Annotated in this window: 17 protein-coding genes and 2 pseudogenes; 2 read left to right on the forward strand and 17 right to left on the reverse strand. The window is 62.8% G+C overall.

Annotated features, from left to right (window positions below; genetic code table 11):
* The first annotated feature begins 5 nt into the window (after positions 1-5).
* Complete coding sequence (locus CSV86_RS06795) at positions 6-356, forward strand: putative holin (protein WP_009401003.1); 351 nt, start codon at positions 6-8, stop codon at positions 354-356.
* On the opposite strand, the gene CSV86_RS06800 is transcribed toward CSV86_RS06795, so the two are convergent.
* Positions 351-770 (reverse strand): helix-turn-helix domain-containing protein, encoded by a 420-nt coding sequence (locus tag CSV86_RS06800; protein ID WP_080604772.1) that lies wholly within the window; start codon positions 768-770, stop codon positions 351-353. The genes CSV86_RS06795 and CSV86_RS06800 overlap by 6 nt on opposite strands.
* A gap of 251 nt (positions 771-1,021) precedes the next feature.
* On the opposite strand from CSV86_RS06800, the gene CSV86_RS06805 reads away from it, so the two are divergent.
* Positions 1,022-1,300, forward strand: a complete 279-nt coding sequence (locus CSV86_RS06805; protein WP_009401001.1) for an Ogr/Delta-like zinc finger protein — start codon at positions 1,022-1,024, stop codon at positions 1,298-1,300.
* 76 nt (positions 1,301-1,376) lie between these two features.
* Here CSV86_RS06805 and nuoN read toward each other — a convergent pair whose 3' ends face one another.
* The 16 genes and pseudogenes from nuoN to CSV86_RS06885 form a co-directional block, all read right to left on the reverse strand.
* The gene (gene nuoN, locus CSV86_RS06810; RefSeq protein ID WP_009401000.1) at positions 1,377-2,846 is read right to left on the reverse strand and encodes an NADH-quinone oxidoreductase subunit NuoN; all 1,470 of its coding nucleotides are present in this window, start codon (positions 2,844-2,846) and stop codon (positions 1,377-1,379) included.
* Between the two features lie 7 nt (positions 2,847-2,853).
* Positions 2,854-4,386 carry an NADH-quinone oxidoreductase subunit M gene (gene nuoM / locus CSV86_RS06815; protein WP_009400999.1) on the reverse strand — a complete coding sequence of 511 codons (1,533 nt, stop codon included), beginning with the start codon at positions 4,384-4,386 and terminating at the stop codon, positions 2,854-2,856.
* Between the two features lie 39 nt (positions 4,387-4,425).
* Positions 4,426-6,279 carry an NADH-quinone oxidoreductase subunit L gene (nuoL, locus tag CSV86_RS06820; protein ID WP_009400997.1) on the reverse strand — a complete coding sequence of 618 codons (1,854 nt, stop codon included), beginning with the start codon at positions 6,277-6,279 and terminating at the stop codon, positions 4,426-4,428.
* The gene (gene nuoK, locus CSV86_RS06825) at positions 6,276-6,584 is read right to left on the reverse strand and encodes an NADH-quinone oxidoreductase subunit NuoK (RefSeq protein WP_009400996.1); all 309 of its coding nucleotides are present in this window, start codon (positions 6,582-6,584) and stop codon (positions 6,276-6,278) included. The genes nuoL and nuoK overlap by 4 nt, the downstream gene beginning before the upstream one ends.
* Before the next feature lie 4 nt (positions 6,585-6,588).
* Positions 6,589-7,089 carry an NADH-quinone oxidoreductase subunit J gene (nuoJ, locus tag CSV86_RS06830; RefSeq protein ID WP_009400994.1) on the reverse strand — a complete coding sequence of 167 codons (501 nt, stop codon included), beginning with the start codon at positions 7,087-7,089 and terminating at the stop codon, positions 6,589-6,591.
* A gap of 9 nt (positions 7,090-7,098) precedes the next feature.
* The gene (gene nuoI, locus CSV86_RS06835; RefSeq protein WP_009400993.1) at positions 7,099-7,647 is read right to left on the reverse strand and encodes an NADH-quinone oxidoreductase subunit NuoI; all 549 of its coding nucleotides are present in this window, start codon (positions 7,645-7,647) and stop codon (positions 7,099-7,101) included.
* 11 nt (positions 7,648-7,658) lie between these two features.
* Positions 7,659-8,665, reverse strand: a pseudogene (gene nuoH, locus CSV86_RS06840) (NADH-quinone oxidoreductase subunit NuoH).
* Positions 8,662-11,376 (reverse strand): NADH-quinone oxidoreductase subunit NuoG, encoded by a 2,715-nt coding sequence (gene nuoG / locus CSV86_RS06845; RefSeq protein WP_009400991.1) that lies wholly within the window; start codon positions 11,374-11,376, stop codon positions 8,662-8,664. Before nuoG ends, nuoH begins: the two are co-directional and overlap by 4 nt.
* Positions 11,377-11,509: 133 nt before the next feature.
* Positions 11,510-12,874: an NADH-quinone oxidoreductase subunit NuoF gene (gene nuoF / locus CSV86_RS06850; protein WP_009400990.1), complete on the reverse strand. Its 1,365-nt coding sequence runs from the start codon at positions 12,872-12,874 to the stop codon at positions 11,510-11,512.
* Positions 12,871-13,368: an NADH-quinone oxidoreductase subunit NuoE gene (nuoE, locus tag CSV86_RS06855; protein ID WP_009400989.1), complete on the reverse strand. Its 498-nt coding sequence runs from the start codon at positions 13,366-13,368 to the stop codon at positions 12,871-12,873. The genes nuoF and nuoE overlap by 4 nt, the downstream gene beginning before the upstream one ends.
* A gap of 2 nt (positions 13,369-13,370) precedes the next feature.
* Positions 13,371-15,151 (reverse strand): annotated as a pseudogene (gene nuoC / locus CSV86_RS06860) (NADH-quinone oxidoreductase subunit C/D).
* A gap of 77 nt (positions 15,152-15,228) precedes the next feature.
* The gene (locus CSV86_RS06865) at positions 15,229-15,906 is read right to left on the reverse strand and encodes an NADH-quinone oxidoreductase subunit B (protein ID WP_009400987.1); all 678 of its coding nucleotides are present in this window, start codon (positions 15,904-15,906) and stop codon (positions 15,229-15,231) included.
* A gap of 10 nt (positions 15,907-15,916) precedes the next feature.
* Complete coding sequence (locus CSV86_RS06870) at positions 15,917-16,330, reverse strand: NADH-quinone oxidoreductase subunit A (protein ID WP_009400986.1); 414 nt, start codon at positions 16,328-16,330, stop codon at positions 15,917-15,919.
* A gap of 355 nt (positions 16,331-16,685) precedes the next feature.
* Positions 16,686-17,348, reverse strand: coding sequence for a lysoplasmalogenase (locus CSV86_RS06875; protein ID WP_009400985.1), 663 nt, complete (start codon positions 17,346-17,348; stop codon positions 16,686-16,688).
* A 137-nt stretch (positions 17,349-17,485) separates the two neighbouring features.
* A complete protein-coding gene (gene aceA / locus CSV86_RS06880; protein ID WP_009400984.1) occupies positions 17,486-18,811 on the reverse strand; it encodes an isocitrate lyase in 1,326 nt (441 codons plus the stop codon).
* 525 nt (positions 18,812-19,336) lie between these two features.
* Positions 19,337-20,101 (reverse strand): secretin N-terminal domain-containing protein, encoded by a 765-nt coding sequence (locus tag CSV86_RS06885; RefSeq protein WP_080604771.1) that lies wholly within the window; start codon positions 20,099-20,101, stop codon positions 19,337-19,339.
* Between the last annotated feature and the right edge of the window lie 90 nt (positions 20,102-20,191).

Consider the following 20,191-nt stretch of genomic DNA (forward strand, 5'->3'; position numbering starts at 1 on the left):
TATCCATGAGTGATCCTACAACCTCGAGTCTGTCCAGCCTGTTCATCGGGCTGGGGCTTGCTTCATCCCTGCCGGCGGTGGAGGGCGACATGGTGTTCGGAGCGCTGCTCGGTGCCTGGCTGGTAGCAAGTACGCGAGGCTTTCTCAAAGCCTGGCAACGTATCGGGTCTCTGCTGTTGTCGGCGGGGGTAGGTTATCTGTTCACGCCGCTGATGCGCTCGATCGGGCCGTTTCTGTCGGGAGGGGAGGCCGCCTTCATCGGTGCGGTGGTGGTGATACCGATCGTGATCAAGGTGATGATCTGGCTGGACGGCGCGGAATTGCGCGACATTATCCAGCGTTTGCGCGGCTCATGAAGCCGGATTTTGGAGTTGCGACAGCAGGCTGCTGACCTCTTCGAGCTGCTGCTCCAGTTCACGCAGGCGTTGTTTTTCCTGAATGGCCAGAGCAATGGCGCGCTGATCCTGAGGGCTGAGCAGGCGCATTTCGGCGAGCAGTTGGGTTTCCCAGTCAGGGTCGGCGTTATGGCTCACGGCCTGATGGGTATGGGCGCGAAATCGGGGACCCTCGCCAACCAGTAACCAGTCAAGGGAAATGCCATGTTTATTGGCGAGATCAACGCAGATCGCATACGGAATACTGTCGCGACCCTTCCAGCTGCTAACGGTTTGAGGGCTTACCCCAAGCGCCGCCGAGAGCCCTGAGTCGGTGGTCGACTGGGTGACGAGCTTCATGCGAGCCAGTACCGCTGCAAATCCATTAATACTCATAACGAGTAATCCCAAGGCATGCTGATATAATGTTCGGCAAAAAAATACGCGAAACGCATTCTCTCTCTTTGCACTATTGAGCACTACTCATTTGGGAAATTAAATGTCAGAAATTTCCAGCCGCATCATGGGAAATTTCCTCGGCTTGACTGTTTTGAGCTTACAGGAGATTGGAATAGGAATGAATTATCGAAATCGCCGCAGTGTGCGCTGCTTCCGGCTTGGGACGGTGTCACGGCAAGGAGTCATCAGTGAGTACTTATAAACTCGTATGTCCCCACTGCCAGAGCCGGATGCGCATACGTACCAGCGAGGGACGCCATATCTTCCTGCGCGTGGCGTACCTGCAATGCACTACGGAAGCGTGTGGCTGGTCGGTACGTGCAGAATTCGAAATGACTCACGAACTCTCGCCAAGTGGCATGCCGAACCCGGATGTTCATTTGCCACATGCTGACAGCGATCTGAGGCGCGCCGCTTTGCGCCCAAGACAGGACGATCTCCCCGCGCAGGAAAATCGAGAGCCCTGAACGGTAAACGGGCTGGCAAGGCCTGTGCTGGAAAAAAAACACCCCGCCGGAGCGGGGTGTGTTCTTGCCAGGTGAATCAGCTGACCAGTTGGAGGCCAGCGTGTTGCACCAGATCCAGCAGTGGCTGCGGATAAACGCCGAGAACGAAGGCCAGGATGGCAATGGCCAGCAGCATGACGCCACCGGTACGTTGCTCCCAGTTGAACGGTGCATCGTGACGACGCAGGTTCGGCTCGATCAGGTAGAGCGTGACCATCACGCGCAGGTAGTAGAAGACGCCGATGGCGCTGCCCACGACCAGCGCACCGGTCAGCCACCACAGTTGCGATTCGACGCCGGTGGCGATGATGTAGAACTTGCCAATGAAGCCGGCGGTCAGCGGGATGCCTGCCAGCGACAGCATCATCACGGTCAGTACGGCGGTCAGGTATGGGCGGCGCCAGAACAGGCCGCGGTACTCGTACAGGGCGTCCGCATCACGGCCGTTGTACGGCGAGGACATCAGGGTAATCACGCCGAAGGCACCGAGGCTGGTGATCACGTAGGTGACCAGGTATACGCCGATTGCTTCCAGGGCCAGGCCCTTGCTCGCCACCAGGGCGATCAGCAGGTAACCGAAGTGGGCGATCGACGAGTAACCCAGCAGACGCTTGAGGTTACTCTGGGTCAGGGCCAGCAGGTTGCCGACCAGGATCGAAGCCACGGCGATCACCGACAGCACGGTGGCCAGCACACCACTGCTGGCAGCAGGGGAGAGCATGAACAGGCGTACCACCACGGCGAATACCGCGACCTTGCTGGCGGTGGCCAGGAAGGCGGCGACCGGTGCCGGAGCACCTTCGTATACATCCGGGGTCCACAGGTGGAACGGTACCAGCGACAGCTTGAAGGCCAGGCCGACCAGCATCATCCCCAGGCCCAGCTGGGCCAGCAGGCTTGGCATGCTGGTAGCGGCCAGGGCCTTGCCGATGGTGTCGAAGGCCAGGCTGCCGGCGTCCGCGTAGAGCAGGGCCATGCCGAACAGCAGGAAGGCCGAACCCGCGGCCGACAGCACCATGTACTTGATGCCGGCTTCCAGCGAACGCTTGTTGAAGAAGGCATACGCCACCAGGCCGTAGACCGGTACCGAGAGCAGTTCCAGGCCGATGAACAGGCCGGCCAGGTGTTGCGCGCAGACCAGCACCAGGCCACCGAGGGCCGCCATGAGGATCAGCAGGTACAGCTCTTCGCGGTTGCCCGGGTAGCCGGAGCCGCCGTCACCCAGGTAGGCATGGGCCAGGGTCACGCAGGCCAGGGTGGCGACCAGGATCAGCGCCATGTACAGGCAGGCGAACTTGTCCACGGTCAGCAGCGGGGTCACCGCCAGGGGCACGACTTTCAGAACCGGCAGGATCGACAGCAAGGCCAGGTTCAGGCCCACGGTCGACAGCAGGAAGGTTTGCGAGTGGTTGCGGCGCCAGGCGATCGCCAGCATCACCACGACAACGGTGATGGTGGTGATCAGTAGTGGCGCAAGCGCGATAAAGTGTTGAATCGTCAGGTCCATAGCGCTCTTACCGGGCCGAAGCGAGTTGAGTGAAGGCGGAGCCGAGCCATTGCTGCACACCGCTCATGGTGGCGGCGGAAGTGTCGAGGAACGGCTGCGGGTAGACGCCCAGCACGATCAGCAGGACCGCCAGGCCCAGCACCATGATCATTTCGCGGCTGTCCATGCCGGCCAGGACTTCTTCCGATTTGGCCGGACCGAAGTACGCGCGATGGATCATGATCAGCGAGTAGACCGAGCCGAACACCAGGCCGGACGTCGCGATGACGGTGACCCACGGGGCACTGACGAAGCTGCCGATCAGGATCAGGAATTCGCCGACGAAGTTGCCGGTGCCCGGCAGGCCCAGCGAAGCCGCCGCGAAGAACAGGCTGATGGCCGGCAGGTAGGCGATGCGGTGCCACAGGCCGCCCATCTGGCGCATGTCACGGGTGTGCAGGCGCTCGTACAGCTGGCCACTGAGGATGAACAGCGCGGCGGCCGACAGGCCGTGGGCCAGCATCTGGATCACCGCGCCCTGCAGGGCCTGCTGGCTGCCGGAGTAGATGCCGATCAGCACGAAGCCCATGTGCGAAACGCTGGAAAACGCGATCAGGCGCTTGATATCGGTCTGGGCGAAGGCCAGGAAGGCGCCGTAGAAGATGCCGATCAGGCCCAGGGTCATGGCGATCGGCGCGAACTCCGCCGAGGCATTCGGGAACAGCGGCAGGGCGAAACGCAGCAGGCCGTAGGCCGCGGTCTTCAGCAGGATACCGGCGAGGTCGACGGAACCGGCGGTCGGGGCCTGGGCGTGAGCATCAGGCAGCCAGGAGTGGAACGGCACCACCGGCAGCTTCACCGCGAAGGCGATGAAGAAGCCCAGCATCAGCAGGTACTCGGTACCGGCCGGCAGCTCGGCCTTGAGCAGCTGGCTGTAGTCGAAGGTGATCACGCCGGTGTTGTTGAAGTTGACCAGCACCAGGCCAAGGATCGCCACCAGCATGATCAGGCCGCTGGCCTGGGTGAAGATGAAGAACTTGGTTGCAGCGTAGATCCGGGTCTTCTTGCCGTCGGAGGAGCTGTGACCCCAGAGCGCGATGAGGAAATACATCGGCACCAGCATCATTTCCCAGAAGAAGAAGAACAGGAACAGGTCGAGGGCGAGGAACACGCCGACCACGCCGCCGAGGATCCACATCAGGTTGAGGTGGAAGAAGCCGACGTGGCGCTGGATCTCTTTCCACGAGCAGAGCACGGACAGCACGCCGAGCAGGCCGGTCAGCAGGATCATCAGCAGCGACAGGCCATCGAGGGCCAGGTGCAGGCTGATGCCGAAGCGCTCGATCCAGAGGACCTTGAACTCGACGGTCCACTGTGGGTCGGCGCCCGGGGCAGGGGCGAGGGTGTAGTCCCCGTTGGCCCACAGCCAGAGGCCGATACCAAGGAGCAGGGACATGGTCAGCAGCGCGATCCAGCGCGGCAGGGTGGCGCCGAAGCGCTCACCCAGCCAGCACAGCAGGCCGCCGATGAAGGGGATCAGGATCAGCCAAGGCAAAATCATGACGGGCTCAATTCCTTTCGCAAAGTCGCAAGGTTCATATCAGACCGCAGCCATCAGGACAGCGCCGAGTACCAGTACGGCACCTACAGCGATGGACGCGGTGTACCAGCGCAGCTGACCGGTTTCGGTCTTGCTCATGGCGGCGTGGCCGCCACGGGCCATGCGCGGGATCAGGCCGATGGTGCGGTCCACCGGGTCCTTGCGCAGGATGTGGCTGATCAGCAGGTAGGGTTTTACGAACAGCTTGTCGTAGATCCAGTCGAAGCCCCAGGCCGCGAACCACCAGGCCGAGAGCAGGCGACCGATGCCGCTGTTGGCGACGGCGGTCACGAAGCGGCGCTTGCCAAGGAACAGCAGGGCCGACAGCAGGATACCGGCGATGGCGATGGCGCCCGAGGCGATTTCCAGGCTGTGCTTGGCTTCGCCGCCGGCATGGCCCGCGCTTTCCGGCAGTACGCCGGCCAGCGGTGGGTGGATCCAGGCACCGACGAAGGTCGACAGGACGATCAGCACGCCCAGCGGCAGCCAGTGGGAGATACCGTGGCCGGCATGGGCCTCGGTCTTGGCTTCGCCGTGGAAGGCGATGAAGATCAGGCGGAAGGTGTACAGCGAGGTCATGAAGGCACCGACCAGGCCGGCATACAGCAGGCCGGTGTTACCACTGGCGAAGGCTTCCCAGAGGATCTCGTCCTTGGAGTAGAAGCCCACGGTGACCAACGGCAGGGCGGCCAGGGCGGCACCACCGACCACGAAGCTGGCATAGGCCAGCGGCAGTTTCTTCCACAGGCCGCCCATCTTGAAGATGTTCTGCTCGTGGTGGCAGGCAACGATCACCGCACCGGAGGCAAGGAACAGCAGGGCCTTGAAGAAGGCGTGGGTCATCAGGTGGAAGATCGCCGCGTCCCATGCACCAACGCCGAGGGCGAGGAACATGTAGCCGATCTGGCTCATGGTGGAGTAGGCGAGGATCCGCTTGATGTCGGTCTGTACCAGGGCGGCGAAGCCGGCCAGGACCAGGGTGACACCGCCGACCACGCCGACCAGGTGCAGCACGTCCGGCGCCAGCAGGAACAGGCCGTGGGTACGGGCGATCAGGTAGACGCCCGCGGTGACCATGGTCGCGGCGTGGATCAGCGCCGAAACCGGGGTCGGACCGGCCATCGCGTCGGCCAGCCAGGTCTGCAGCGGCAGCTGGGCGGATTTACCGACCGCACCGCCGAGCAGCATCAGGGTCGCCAGGACCATCCAGGTATCGCCCGCCTGGAACTTCTGCGGGGCCAGCACCAGCAGTTCCTGGATGTTCAGGGTGCCGAGCTGCTGGAACAGGATGAACAGGCCGATGGCCATGAACACGTCGCCGATACGGGTAACGATGAAGGCCTTCAGCGCGGCGTTACCGTTGTTGCGGTTGCTGTAGTAGAAACCGATCAACAGGTACGAGCACAGGCCCACGCCTTCCCAACCGAAGTAGATGAACAGCAGGTTGTCGCCCAGGATCAGGAACAACATGCTGGCGATGAACAGGTTGGTGTAGGAGAAGAAGCGCGAGTAGCCCGCTTCACCACGCATGTACCAGGACGCGAACAGGTGGATCAGGAAGCCGACGCCGACCACCACGCCGAGCATGGTCACCGACAGGCCGTCCAGGTGCAGGGTGAAGGACGGGGCGAAGCCGTCGACCGACATCCACTGCCACAGCAGTTGGGTGTACACGCCGTTTTCCGGCGGCGCCACGTTGAACTGCCAGATCACCCAGGCGGCGACGATTGCCGACAGGCCGACCGAACCGACACCGATCAGCGCCGAGAGGTTCTCCGAGAAACGACCACGGGAGAACGACAGCAGCAGGAAGCCGATCAGGGGGAATACGAAAGTCAGGAAGAGAAGGTTCATCCGCGCATCTCACTGGCTGCATCGATATCGAGAGTGTGGAAGCGGCGATACAGCTGCAGCAGGATCGCCAGGCCGATACTGGCCTCGGCCGCTGCCAGGCTGATCACCAGGATGAACATCACCTGTCCATCCGGCTGGGCCCAGCGGGCGCCCGCGACGATGAACGCCAGTGCCGAGGCGTTCATCATGATTTCCAGACTCATGAGCACGAAGAGAATGTTGCGGCGGACCATCAGGCCGACCAGACCGAGGCTGAACAGGATGCCGGCGACGGCCAGGCCGTGTTCTAACGGGATTGCAGGCATGTGATTACTCCTTCGCCTCGTTGCGGCCGACGTGGAAGGCCGTGACCGCCGCTGCGAGCAGCAGCATGGAGGCCAGTTCCACCACCAGCAGGTAAGGACCAAACAGGCTGACGCCGACCGCCTTGGCGTCGACGGTGGTGTGGCCGATGGCAGCGCCGCTCTCGGTGCTGAACAGCACATAGAGCAGTTCGGCCAGCAACAGGCCGGCCAGCACGACAGGGCCGAGCCAGATGCCGGGGGTCAGCCAGCCGCGCTCCTGGGCGACCGACGCCGGGCCCAGGTTGAGCATCATCACCACGAAGACGAACAGCACCATGATGGCGCCGGCGTAGGCGATCACTTCCAGGGCGCCGGCGAACGGTGCGCCGAGCGCGAAGAAGGTCATCGCCACGGCGATCAGGGAAATGATCAGGTAGAGCAGGGCGTGCACGGGGTTGGTATTGGTGATCACCCGCAGGGTGGACACCACGGCAACGCCGGATGCGAAATAGAAAGCGAATTCCATCTTTCTTCCTTAAGGGAGCAAGCTCTTCACGTTGATCGGCTCGGCTTCGTTCTGCGCGGCGCCCTTCGGCTTGCCGGCAACGGCCATACCTGCAACACGGTAGAAGTTGTAGTCGGGATTCTTGCCGGGGCCGGAGATCAGCAGATCTTCTTTCTCGTACACCAGGTCCTGACGTTTGAACTCGGCCATTTCGAAATCCGGAGTGAGCTGGATCGCGGTGGTCGGGCAGGCTTCCTCGCAGAGGCCGCAGAAAATGCAGCGCGAGAAGTTGATGCGGAAGAACTCCGGATACCAGCGTCCGTCTTCCGTTTCGGCTTTCTGCAGCGAGATGCAACCCACCGGGCAGGCCACGGCACACAGGTTGCACGCTACGCAGCGCTCTTCGCCATCGGGGTCGCGGGTCAGGACGATGCGGCCACGGTAGCGGGGCGGCAGGTAGACCGGCTCTTCCGGGTATTGCAGGGTGTCGCGCTTGCGGAACCCGTGGGAGAACACCATCACCAGGCTGCGCAGCTGGGTGCCGGTGCCCTTCACGATGTCGCCAATATATTTGAACATGGGTCAGATCCTCACTGGGCCGCAACAGCTGGCGTGTTGAGCAACACGATCGCAGCGGTCACCAGCAAATTGAGCAGGGTCAGCGGCAGGCAGAACTTCCAGCTGAAGTCCATCACCTGGTCATAGCGCGGGCGCGGGATCGAGGCGCGCAGCAGGATGAACAGCATGATGAAGAAACCGGTCTTCAGGGCGAACCACAGGAACGGGACCTGCGGCAGCAGATCGAACGGGCCGTGCCAGCCGCCGAAGAACAGGGTCACCAGCAGCGCCGACACCAGGATGATGCCGATGTACTCGCCGACGAAGAACATGCCCCACTTCATGCCCGCATACTCGATGTGGTAGCCGTCAGCCAGTTCCTGTTCCGCTTCCGGCTGGTCGAAGGGGTGACGGTGGGTCACGGCCACGCCGGCGATGAAGAAGGTACAGAAGCCGAAGAACTGCGGAATGATGAACCACAGGTTCTGCGCCTGGTACTCGACGATGTCGCGCATGTTGAAGGAGCCGACCTGGACCACCACGCCCATCAGCGCCAGGCCCATGAACACTTCATAGGAAACGGTCTGGGCCGAGGCGCGCAGGCTGCCGAGCAGGGCGTACTTGTTGTTCGACGACCAGCCGGCGAAGAGCACGGCGTAGACCGACAGACCGGCCATGGCGAAGAAGAACAGCAGGCCGATGTTCAGGTCCGCGACACCCCAGGTCGGGGTGATCGGGATGATCACGAAGGCGATCAGCAGGGCGCTCATCGCTACCACCGGTGCCAGGGTGAAGATCATGCGGTCGACGAAAGGCGGGTTCCAGTCTTCCTTGAAGAACATCTTCAGCATGTCGGCAGCGATCTGGAACATGCCGAACGGGCCGACGCGGTTCGGACCGTAACGGTCCTGCCACCAGCCCAGCAGGCGCCGCTCGATGAAGCTGAGCAGCGCGCCGCAGACCACCACCGCCAGCAGGACCACGACGGCCTTGACGACGGCGATGATCACATCGATCACTTCGGGGTGAACCAGGTCATTGTGCTGCCTCCTGCAGGCCTTCGACGGATGCACCGAAGATGGCTGGCGGAATGCCGGCCAGGCCTTTCGGCAAGGCGACCAGGCCAGCGCCCAGTTCTTCATTGATGCGCAGCGGCAGGCGCAGGGTCTGCCCGGCTACGTTCAGGCTGAGCAGGGCGCCGTCGTTGACACCCAGGCGGTCGGCTTCCGACTTGGCCAGCGCAACGTAAGGCTGCGGAATGCGCTCTTGCACCGGCGCCGCGCGGGAGGAGGTCTCCTCGCTGCCGAACAGGTGGTAGAACGGCACCACCTGCCAGGTACCGCGGGCCGGGGCGAAGGCGCCCGGTACGCTGGCGAACCACTGCAGGCGATCGCCCTGGGACTCGATCAGGCGGGTGCCCGGGTCGCCTGCGCGCAGGTGACCACCGACCTCGTCCTGGAACTTGTTCCAGGCTTGCGGCGAGTTCCAGCCCGGCGACCAGGCGAACGGCACTTGCGAGCGCGGTTCGGCGGAGCCCGAGTAGCCTTCCATGGAGAAGGCGAAGGCGGTGTCCTGGTCCTGCGGAGTACGCGGTTCGTGCACGCTGATATTGGCGCGCATGGCGGTACGACCGGAGTAGCGCAGCGGTTCGCGGGCCAGCTTCAGGCCCTTGATGCGGAACGCGGCGGACGGCGCGGCGTTGACGATGCCGGCCAGTTGCGGGGTGACGCTGGCACAGGCGCTGGTGACGTGGTCCAGTTGGGTCCAGTCCACCGGCTTGTTCAACAGGGTTGCGCGCAGGGCGTGCATCCAGCGCCAGCCTTCATGAACCAGGATGCTGCTGTCCAGGTAGGTTGGATCGAACACCTGGAAGAAGCGCTGGGCGCGGCCTTCCTGGCTGACCAGGGTACCGTCGCCTTCGGCGAAGGTGGCGGCCGGCAGCACCAGGTGGGCACGGTCGCTGGTCGCGGTCTTCGAGTGGTCGGCGACGATGATCACCTTGGCCGCGGCGAAGGCGGCATCGACCTTGGCGGCCGGGACGCGGCTGTACAGGTCGTTTTCAAGCACGACGATGGCATCGGCCTTGCCGGCGATCACTGCGTCCAGCGCGGCATCCACCGAGTCGCCACCGAACATGGCCATGCCGATGCTGTTGGCTTCTGGAACCACCAGGCTCAGCGAGCCGGCCTTGTCACGCAGCTTGAGGGCCTTGGCGATGTTGGCGGCGGCTTCGATCAGCGCCTTGGAACCGAGCGATCCACCGGATACGACCAGCGGACGCTTGGCGGCCACCAGGGCATCGGCGATACGCTTGGCCAGTTCGGCTGCTTCGCTGTCCAGGCCTTCGACCGCCGGGGCGCTCGGGTCGATGGCGTGGGCCACGGCGAAACCGAGGCGGGCCAGGTCGTCCGGCGCGGCATGCACGCATTCTTCGGCAACGTCATCGAGCTTGGTTTCGGCCAGGCTGGCGATGAACAGCGGGTACAGGGCGTGCTGGCCGATGTTCTTCACCGCGGCATCGAGCCATGGCTGGACTTTCATCGCTTCGGCCATGGCCTCGGCCTTGCCCTTGGTGGCCTGGCGCACGGCCAGGGCGACGCGGGCAGCGGTCTGGGTCAGGTCTTCGCCGAGGACGAACACGGCGTCGTGGTCCTCGATGTCGCGCAGGGTCGGGACTGGCAGCGGGCTGTCGTTCAGCACCTGCAGGACCAGGCGCACGCGCTCCAGTTCGGACGCTTCCATGCCGCAGTAGAAATGCTCGGCACCGACCAGCTCGCGCAGGCCATAGTTGCTTTCCAGGCTGGCGCGGGGCGAGCCGATACCGACGATGTTGCGGCCGCGCAGCAGTTCGGCGGCCTTGTCCAGGGCGGCGTCCACGCTGAGCTTGGTGCCGTCGGCCAGCAGCGGCTGGCGTGGGCGGTCGGTACGGTTGACGTAACCGTAGCCGAAGCGGCCGCGGTCGCAGAGGAAGTACTGGTTCACCGAGCCGTTGAAGCGGTTTTCGATGCGGCGCAATTCACCGTAGCGTTCGCCGGGGCTGATGTTGCAGCCACTGGAGCAGCCATGGCAGATGCTCGGGGCGAACTGCATGTCCCACTTGCGGTTGTAGCGCTCGGAGTGGGTCTTGTCGGTGAATACACCGGTCGGGCAGACCTCGGTCAGGTTGCCGGAGAACTCGCTCTCCAGCACACCGTCCTCGACGCGTCCGAAATAGACGTTGTCATGGGCACCATAGACGCCCAGGTCGGTGCCGCCGGCGTAGTCCTTGTAGTAGCGCACGCAGCGATAGCAGGCGATGCAGCGGTTCATCTCGTGGGCGATGAACGGGCCGAGGTCCTGGTTCTGGTGGGTACGCTTGGTGAAACGGTAGCGGCGCTCGTTGTGGCCGGTCATTACCGTCATGTCCTGCAGGTGGCAGTGACCGCCTTCCTCGCAGACCGGGCAGTCGTGCGGGTGGTTGGTCATCAGCCATTCGACGACGCTGGCGCGGAACGCCTTGGACTCTTCGTCGTCGATGGAAATCCAGGTGCCGTCGGAGGCGGGGGTCATGCAGGACATGACGATGCGACCACGGGTGTCGTTCTCGTCGGTGTACTGCTTGACCGCGCACTGGCGACAGGCGCCGACGCTACCGAGCGCCGGGTGCCAGCAGAAATAGGGGATGTCGAGGCCGAGCGACAGACAAGCCTGTAACAGGTTGTCCGCACCATTGACTTCGAGCGCTTTGCCGTCTACGTGGATAGTGGCCATGGTTCAAAGTTCTTCGTTGGCCCGCGTGAGCGGGTGTGGCTAATGGAAATCGGTGTACCCGCGGCCCGCGCGAATCGATCGGGCGAGCCTGCGTGGCTGGCGGATGGCACGGACCACCCGCTTTTTCATCTTGTTATGCGCCGACCACAATCGGCTGCGCCAGGTTCGGGCGCAGGGTTTCGCCACCAGGATTGGCGGCGACACCGGCCTCGAACTCGGAGCGGAAATATTTGATGGCACTGCCCAGCGGCTCGACGGCACCTGGTGCGTGAGCACAGAAGGTCCGGCCAGGGCCGAGGAAGTTCACCAGTTGCAGCAGGGTGTCGATGTCCTCGCGCTTGCCCTGGCCTTTTTCCAGGGCACGCAGCATCTTCACGCTCCACGGCAGGCCGTCGCGGCACGGGGTGCACCAGCCGCAGGACTCGCGGGCGAAGAACTCTTCCATGTTGCGCAGCAGGGAGACCATGCTGATGCTGTCGTCCACCGCCATGGCCAGGCCGGTACCCATCCGGGTGCCCACCTTGGCGATGCCGCCGGCATACATTTGTGCATCCAGGTGTTCGGGAAGCAGGAAGCCGGTACCGGCGCCGCCTGGCTGCCAGCACTTGAGCGTGTAACCGTCGCGCATGCCACCGGCGTAGTCTTCGAACAGCTCGCGGGCGGTGACGCCGAATGGCAGTTCCCACAGGCCCGGGTTCTTCACCTTGCCGGAGAAGCCCATCAGCTTGGTGCCGTGGTCTTCGCTGCCCTCGCGGGCCAGCGATTTGTACCAGTCGACGCCGTTGCCGACGATGGCCGGGACGTTGCACAGGGTCTCGACGTTGTTGACGCAGGTCGGCTTGCCCCACACGCCCACGGCGGCAGGGAAGGGCGGTTTGGAGCGCGGGTTGGCGCGGCGGCCTTCCAGCGAGTTGATCAGGGCGGTTTCTTCACCGCAGATGTAGCGGCCGGCACCGGTGTGCACGAACAGCTCGAAATCGAAGCCGCTGCCGAGGATGTTCTTGCCCAGCAGGCCGGCGGCCTTGGCTTCGTCGATGGCGCGGTTCAGGTTGCGCGCGGCCGTGGTGTATTCGCCACGCAGGAAGATGTAGCCGCGGTAGGCCTTGAGGGCGCGGGCGCTGATCAGCATGCCCTCGACCAGCAGATGGGGCTGTTGCTCCATCAGCATGCGGTCCTTCCAGGTGTTGGGCTCCATTTCGTCCGCGTTGCACAGCAGGTAGCGGATGTTCATGGATTCGTCTTTCGGCATCAGGCCCCACTTCACACCGGTGGGGAAGCCTGCGCCGCCGCGGCCCTTGAGGCCGGAGTCCTTGACCGTCTGGACGATATCGTCCTGGGACATCTGCGCCAGTGCGGTACGGGCGGCGGCGTAGCCGTTCTTGGCCTGGTACTCGTCGAGCCACACCGGCTCGCCGTCGTCGCGCAGGCGCCAGGTCAGCGGATGGGTCTCGGCACTGCGCGCGATGCGGTTGGCCGGGCCGAAGGAAGTGATGGTCATACGTAACCCTCCAGCAATTTGGCGACACCGGCTGGCTGCACATCGCCGAAGGTGTCGTCGTCGATCATCAGCGCCGGGGCCTTGTCGCAGTTGCCCAGGCAGCACACCGGAAGCAGGGTGAAGCGGCCGTCGGCGGTGGTCTGGCCCAGGCCGATGCCCAGCTCGCTCTGGATCTGGCCGACCACGGACTCGTGGCCGCCGATGTAGCAGACCATGCTGTCGCACACGCGGATGATGTGGCGGCCGACAGGCTGGCGGAAGATCTGGCTGTAGAAGGTGGCCACGCCCTCGACGTCGCTGGCGGGAATGCCGAGGATCTCGCCGATCGCATGGATGGCGCCGTCCGGCACCCAGCCACGTTGCTTCTGGACGATCTTCAGGGCTTCGATGGACGCCGCGCGCGGGTCCTCGTAGTGATGCATCTCGTGCTCGATGGCCGAGCGCTCGGTTTCGCTCAGGACGAAACGGTCAGTCTGGATAAGCGTGCTGTTCATGCTTAGCGGTCCACGTCAGCCATAACGAAGTCGATACTGCCCAGGTACGCGATGAGGTCCGCGACCATGCTGCCGCGGATCACCGACGGGATCTGCTGCAGGTGCGGGTAGCTCGGCGTGCGAATTCGGGTGCGGTAGCTCATGGTGCCGCCGTCGCTCGTCAGGTAGTAACTGTTGATACCCTTGGTCGCCTCGATCATCTGGAAGGATTCGTTGGCCGGCATGACCGGGCCCCACGAAACCTGCAGGAAGTGGGTGATCAGGGTTTCGATGTGCTGCAGGGTGCGCTCTTTCGGTGGCGGCGTGGTCAGCGGATGGTCCGCCTTGTACGGGCCTTCCGGCATGTTGCGCAGGCACTGGTCGATGATGCGGATACTCTGGCGCATCTCCTCGACACGGACCATGCAGCGATCATAGGCATCGCCGTTGTGGGCCAGCGGCACTTCGAACTCGAAGTTCTCGTAGCCGGAGTAAGGACGCGCCTTGCGCAGGTCGAAGTCCAGGCCGGTGGCCCGCAGGCCGGCACCGGTAACGCCCCAGGCCAGTGCTTCCTTGGTGTTGTACTGGGCAACGCCGATGGTGCGGCCCTTCAGGATGCTGTTCTTCAGCGCGGCCTTTTCGTACTCGTCCAGGCGCTTGGGCAGCCATTCGACGAAGTCCTTGACCAGTTTGTCCCAGCCGCGCGGCAGGTCGTGGGCGACGCCACCGATGCGGTACCAGGCCGGGTGCAGGCGGAAGCCGGTGATGGCTTCGATCACGGTGTAGGCGCGCTGACGGTCGGTGAAGGTGAAGAACACCGGGGTCATGGCACCGACGTCCTGGATGTAGGTCCCCAGGAACAGCAGGTGGCTGGTGATGCGGAAGAACTCGGCAAGCATGACGCGGATGGTATCGACCTTCTGCGGCACCTTGATCCCGGCCAGCTTCTCGACGGCAAGGACGTACGGCAGGTTGTTCATCACCCGCCGAGGTAGTCGATACGGTCGGTGTACGGGATGAAGCTATGCCAGGACTGGCGCTCGGCCATCTTCTCGGCGCCACGGTGGTGGTAGCCGATGTCCGGGACGCAGTCGACGATCTCTTCGCCGTCCAGTTGCAGGACGATACGGAAGGCACCGTGGGCCGAAGGGTGGTTCGGGCCAAGGTTGAGGAACATGTAGTCCTCGTTTGCACCCTGGCGCTTCATGCCCCAGGCTTCTGGATTGAAGCGCGCGGCTTCTTCCTCCAGTTGCTGCTTGGCGAGGTTCAGGGTGAACGGATCGAATTCGGTGGCACGGGCAGGGAAGTCCTTGCGCAGCGGGTGACCTTCCCAGGTCGGCGGCATCATGATCCGGGTCAGGTGCGGGTGGCCCGGGAAGTCGATGCCGAACATGTCCCAGACTTCGCGTTCGTACCAGTTGGCGTTGGGCCAGATGCCGGTGACGGTCGGTACGCTCAGGTCGGTTTCGCTCAAGGAAACCTTGATCATCACGTCGCTGTTACGTTCCACCGAGAGCAGGTGGTAGAACACGGTGAAGTCGGCGCCCGGCAGGCCGCGGCGCTGGGTGCGCAGGCGCTCGTCGACGCCGTGCAGGTCGTACAGCATGCTGTACGGCTTGGCGACGTTGCGCAGGAACGTCAGGATTTCAATCAGGCGGGCGCGGTCGACCCACAGTACCGGCATGCCGGTGCGGGTGTCCTGGGCGGTGAACGCCTCGGCGCCAAAACGGTTGTGCAGTTCGACGACCACATCCTGGTCGTCAGCCTTGTAAGGCGGAATGTAAATAGCGGTGTCCGCTGTCATGGTCTCGGTCGCTTTCGGTCAACGTAGAGAATGAAGCCAGGCCGCCGGTTCCGGGGAACGGGCGGCAGGTCGCTGGATCAGACTTCGTCGGGGCTGCGCAGGTTGGTCACCTGCATGCGCTGTTCACGACGCAGATCTTTCTGGGCCGGCATCTCGGCGCGGTACACGCCTTGATCGCCAACGACCCAGGAAAGAGGGCGTCGCTCCTGGCCAATCGACTCCTGCAGAAGCATCAGGCCTTGCAGGAATGCTTCAGGGCGAGGCGGGCAGCCAGGTACGTAGACATCCACGGGGAGGAACTTGTCGACCCCCTGGACGACCGAGTAGATGTCGTACATGCCACCGGAGTTGGCACACGAACCCATGGAAATGACCCACTTCGGTTCCAGCATCTGCTCATACAGGCGCTGGATGATCGGCGCCATCTTGATGAAGCAGGTGCCGGCGATGACCATGAAGTCGGCCTGACGCGGAGATGCCCGGATCACTTCGGCGCCGAAACGGGCGATGTCGTGCGGCGCGGTGAACGCCGTGGTCATCTCCACGTAGCAGCAGGATAGGCCGAAGTTGTAGGGCCACAGGGAGTTCTTGCGACCCCAGTTGACCGCACCACTGAGCACATCCTCGAGCTTGCCCATGAAGATGTTCTTGTGGACCTGGTCCTCTAGCAGCGAATCGGAGACGGTTTCCCGATCTCCGATTGGGTACTGCTCGTTGGGCGCGTCCGGATCGATTCTGGTGAGATTGTATTGCATTGCCAAAGCCTCATTGTTTCAGCTTCGCTTGCCGCTTGCGGCGACCCACGGGAGCCCAATCGAGCGCCCCGACCCGCCAAAGGTAGACAAGACCTGCCAACAGAATTGCTATGAAAACGAGAGCTTCGACGAATCCGGTCCAGCCGCTTTCGCGGACGGACACAGACCATGCAAAGAGAAAGAGGGCTTCGATATCGAAGATCACGAACAGCATCGCGACCAGATAGAATTTGGCCGACAGGCGCAGGCGGGCGCCGCCGGTAGGCAGCATGCCGGATTCGAACGGCTCGTTCTTGCTGCGACCCCAGGCCTTGCTACCGAGCAGGCTGGACAGGCCGAGCATGAAGGCGCAGAGGCCGACGACACCCAACAGGAAAATGGCGAAACCCCAGTTGTGGGCGATCAGTCCGGTCGAATCGGGCATGCTGAGAATCCTTAACAGAGCACGGTGGTCTCTGAGCGTAAAAGAGTTGGAGCAGTGACGATATGTCGCAGCTGGATCTATCGCGCTGATTTTATGGGTAAAGCCGGTGCAAGTAAAATTTCTACAGCAAATTTATTCGTAGGATTAAGAACAAAAAAACCTCGTAACTCCCTGTAGCCCTTGTATTTCGGGGATTCGCCGCGCTTTCGTTAATTATGTTTCTTGCAGGCTGTAAAGAATTGCAAGTTTCGAAATGATAATTAATATCATTTGTTGGTCTGCTGTTATTCCTACTGTTCAAGTCAACCAAGAAGTTCATCGGCGTTCTTCCTGAAAGTTATCGGCAATCTGCGTTCTAGACGCTTTTTGTCGATGGCGTCCGGTCATGGGTCAAGGGTGTGGTGGATTGCTGGCGCTGCGCCGAAGCGCTGATCGCCCATTGCCCGAGCCAGTAGAACAGGATAATCAGCGTGGGCGCTGCGCCGAACTGCCTGACGAAACGGTCGATGCCGATCAGGCTGTCCGACAGTACGAAGCTGATGGCGCCAATGGCTGCGAAGCCTGCGCAGGCAAGGGCGCGCCAGAGCATTGCGCTGATGACCAGGGCATAGGCCGCCACCGGGACCAACAGGTCGCCCAGGTCGTGCCAGGCCAGCAGGGTGAATAGCCCGATGCCGCAGGTGCCAGCGATCAATAGCGCCCACGGGGCGGTTTTGCGCTGGTCTTCCAGGTAGGCGCGCAGGTACGCCAGGTGCGCACAAAAGAAGGCGGCGAGACCGACGACGAACAGGTCGGCTGGCCAGGCCAGGGCCAGGTCGCCCAGGATCGAAAAGCCCAGGCCGATCAGGATCCAGCGCCGGTAGGTTCCGGCAGGTGCGTCGAAAAGCCAGAGGATCATGGTCAGCACGGGCACCGGCTTGCTCGCGAAGGCCAGCCAGGTGGCGCCACTGTTCACTGCATATATATAGAAAGCGCAGCCGGCTACGGCAAAGGTGCAAAGCGCTGCGGGGCGGGTCATGGCCTATCCTTGTCCGGTGCTGTGCGGGCAAGCATAGCCGTGAATTTTGCATAGGGGCGAGGCAAAAAGCCGCGGCCCGGAACCCCATCACAGGTCCCGGGCCGCAGGTGTTACCCGAAAGTCACCGATCGGTCAGATCAGTGGAACTGCTCTTCTTCGGTGGAGCCGGTGAGGGCGGTTACCGAAGATTTGCCACCTTGGATCACGGTGGTCATGTCGTCGAAGTAGCCGGTGCCGACTTCCTGCTGGTGGGCGACGAAGGTGTAGCCCTTCGAAGCGTCAGCGAACTCTTGCTCCTGCAGCTTGACGTAGGCAGTCATGTCGTTGCGGGCGTAATCGTGCGCCAGGTTGAACATGCCGTGCCACATGTTGTGGATACCAGCCAGGGTAATGAACTGGTGCTTGTAGCCCATGGCCGACAGTTCGCGCTGGAACTTGGCGATGGTCGCGTCGTCCAGGTTCTTCTTCCAGTTGAAGGAAGGCGAGCAGTTGTAGGACAGGATCTGGTCCGGGTATTCCTTCTTGATCGCTTCGGCGAAGCGACGGGCCTCGTCCAGGTCCGGCTTGGCGGTTTCGCACCAGATCAGGTCGGCGTATGGAGCGTAGGCCAGGCCACGGGCGATCGCCTGGTCCAGGCCGGCGCGGACTTTGTAGAAGCCTTCCGGAGTACGGTCGCCGACTACGAACGGCTGGTCGTACGGGTCGCAGTCGCTGGTCAGCAGGTCAGCGGCGTTGGCGTCGGTACGGGCCAGGATGATGGTCGGTACGCCGGCAACGTCGGCTGCCAGGCGGGCAGCGGTCAGCTTCTGTACGGCTTCCTGGGTCGGAACCAGTACCTTGCCGCCCATGTGGCCGCACTTCTTCACCGAAGCCAGCTGGTCTTCGAAGTGAACGCCGGCGGCGCCTGCTTCGATCATGTTCTTCATCAGCTCGTAGGCGTTCAGTACGCCGCCGAAACCGGCTTCGGCGTCAGCCACGATTGGCGCGAAGTAATCGATGTAGCCTTCGTCGCCCGGGTTCTTGCCGGCTTTCCACTGGATCTGGTCGGCGCGACGGAACGAGTTGTTGATGCGCTTGACCACGGTCGGAACCGAATCCACCGGGTACAGCGACTGGTCGGGGTACATGGATTCGGCCGAGTTGTTGTCGGCAGCCACTTGCCAGCCGGACAGGTAGATGGCCTGTATGCCGGCCTTGACCTGCTGTACTGCCTGGCCGCCGGTCAGGGCGCCCATGCAGTTGACGAAATCTTTCTCAGGGCGGAAGGGCGGGTGTGCGCCCTTGGTCACCAGGTTCCACAGTTTTTCCGCACCCAGGCGAGCCAGGGTGTGCTCTGGCTGGATCGAACCACGCAGACGGACGACATCGGCAGCGGTGTAGGTACGGGTCACGCCTTTCCAGCGCGGGTTCTCGGCCCAGTCTTTTTCGAGGGCTGCAATTTGCTGTTCGCGTGTCAGTGCCATGGAAATAAACCTCGTCGCATAGGTCTTGGTGAAAAGTGTTCGCTCTGTCGGCTGCGCTGTGTCGTACAGGGGCAGCACCGAATGCTCGCAGCTCAGGGACGCTGGCGTTGAATCAGTCCGGTCGGGCGAAATCGCGACGGTGAACGATGGGGCTCGGAGGGGAAGTGAGCAGGTGCGGGCGTCCGTCGGGCAGGTTGGCTCGTGGTTGCCGTGCTGCTTCGATCAGGGTGTGCCATGTACCGTTTGATGCGCTTCCGTCCCTCGGGACAACCTCGTTCCAGTCGTGATCACGTCCAACGCGCCTTGTGGGCTGTACAGACACGAATCGGCCTCGGGGGTAGATCGAAGCGCGACCCGAAGGCCCTTGCCAGGGCCCCTGATTAGCGGGAGCGGGGCCATCATGCCTCTGCGATCCGAGGGCGTCAAATGTTTTGTAGTGGTTTTTTCACTCCACTACATCTTTGGTCTAATGCGACTCCTTAGTCAGTTTCAAGGCCTTTGGTCGAGGCCTTGATTTCCCTGGGTTCAGTCCAGAACATCGACTTTTACCCGCAAAGTCATGTTTTCACCGCGTTGGGTGGAGTAGGAGATGTCCGAAGCAGAGCGGTTGGCCTGACTCTGCTGATTGAATCCTGCCAGGGTAAGCCACTCACCCAGCCTGCCGGTGACTTTCGTGTCGGTGCTTTGTACTTTCACTACATCGGGACGTTCCTGGCTCATCCGGTCATTGTTGGTGCTGATGGCTAGGTGAACGGTTTCACCCGAGACGCTGGCGGTGACGTAGAAGCCCTGGGTGACGTTGCGGTACTCGGTCTGGCTTTGCAGGCGGCCGTAGCTATCGGTCTGGGTGCTGGTGATGGGGATGCTCTGGCCTATCTGGATCAGTGCGGGAGTGCCTTCGCTGGCCTGGACCTGCTGCAGGCCACCGTCGCGATTGGTGGTGCCGTAGTGGATTATCCGGGCATCGCCACGGCTGTCCTGAAAATGGCTGTCGTCGTTGTCGACGCTGATCAGCAGGCGTTTCGGAGCTGTGTCCAGATCGCGCAGAAGGGTGCGAAGTTCGTCGATCTTGCCGGGTTCGGCCTTGACGATGAGTTTGTTCTCGAAGGCGCTGACCGTGCCGTCCCTGCCGATGAAGGCCTGGGCCGTGGGCAGGATCTCCGCGCTGGTGCGGTGGTTCAGGGGCAGGACTTCGGTGGCAGCGACAGCGTTGAGGCTGAAGGCCAGAAGCAGGGAGGCGAGCAGGGGGCGTAGCGGCATGTCCATGATCTCCGCGGGTGGAGTGGACATGATGGCAAAGATTGTTTGCGGTCGGGAGGATTTGCTGTGGATTTGCGGGCCTCATCGCTGGCAACGCCAGCTCCCACAGGGTGCGGTGTA

Source organism: Pseudomonas bharatica CSV86, from assembly GCF_000319305.2.
Taxonomy (GTDB): domain Bacteria; phylum Pseudomonadota; class Gammaproteobacteria; order Pseudomonadales; family Pseudomonadaceae; genus Aquipseudomonas; species Aquipseudomonas bharatica.

Coding starts and splice junctions, on each gene's coding strand:
- CSV86_RS06795 (WP_009401003.1), top strand. CDS start 6: ATGAGTGATCCTACAACCTCGAGTCTGTCCAGCCTGTTCATCGGGCTG.
- CSV86_RS06800 (WP_080604772.1), bottom strand. CDS start 770: ATGAGTATTAATGGATTTGCAGCGGTACTGGCTCGCATGAAGCTCGTC.
- nuoN (WP_009401000.1), bottom strand. CDS start 2,846: ATGGACCTGACGATTCAACACTTTATCGCGCTTGCGCCACTACTGATC.
- nuoM (WP_009400999.1), bottom strand. CDS start 4,386: ATGATTTTGCCTTGGCTGATCCTGATCCCCTTCATCGGCGGCCTGCTG.
- nuoL (WP_009400997.1), bottom strand. CDS start 6,279: ATGAACCTTCTCTTCCTGACTTTCGTATTCCCCCTGATCGGCTTCCTG.
- nuoK (WP_009400996.1), bottom strand. CDS start 6,584: ATGCCTGCAATCCCGTTAGAACACGGCCTGGCCGTCGCCGGCATCCTG.
- nuoJ (WP_009400994.1), bottom strand. CDS start 7,089: ATGGAATTCGCTTTCTATTTCGCATCCGGCGTTGCCGTGGTGTCCACC.
- nuoI (WP_009400993.1), bottom strand. CDS start 7,647: ATGTTCAAATATATTGGCGACATCGTGAAGGGCACCGGCACCCAGCTG.
- nuoG (WP_009400991.1), bottom strand. CDS start 11,376: ATGGCCACTATCCACGTAGACGGCAAAGCGCTCGAAGTCAATGGTGCG.
- nuoF (WP_009400990.1), bottom strand. CDS start 12,874: ATGACCATCACTTCCTTCGGCCCGGCCAACCGCATCGCGCGCAGTGCC.
- nuoE (WP_009400989.1), bottom strand. CDS start 13,368: ATGAACAGCACGCTTATCCAGACTGACCGTTTCGTCCTGAGCGAAACC.
- CSV86_RS06865 (WP_009400987.1), bottom strand. CDS start 15,906: ATGCAATACAATCTCACCAGAATCGATCCGGACGCGCCCAACGAGCAG.
- CSV86_RS06870 (WP_009400986.1), bottom strand. CDS start 16,330: ATGCCCGATTCGACCGGACTGATCGCCCACAACTGGGGTTTCGCCATT.
- CSV86_RS06875 (WP_009400985.1), bottom strand. CDS start 17,348: ATGACCCGCCCCGCAGCGCTTTGCACCTTTGCCGTAGCCGGCTGCGCT.
- aceA (WP_009400984.1), bottom strand. CDS start 18,811: ATGGCACTGACACGCGAACAGCAAATTGCAGCCCTCGAAAAAGACTGG.
- CSV86_RS06885 (WP_080604771.1), bottom strand. CDS start 20,101: ATGTCCACTCCACCCGCGGAGATCATGGACATGCCGCTACGCCCCCTG.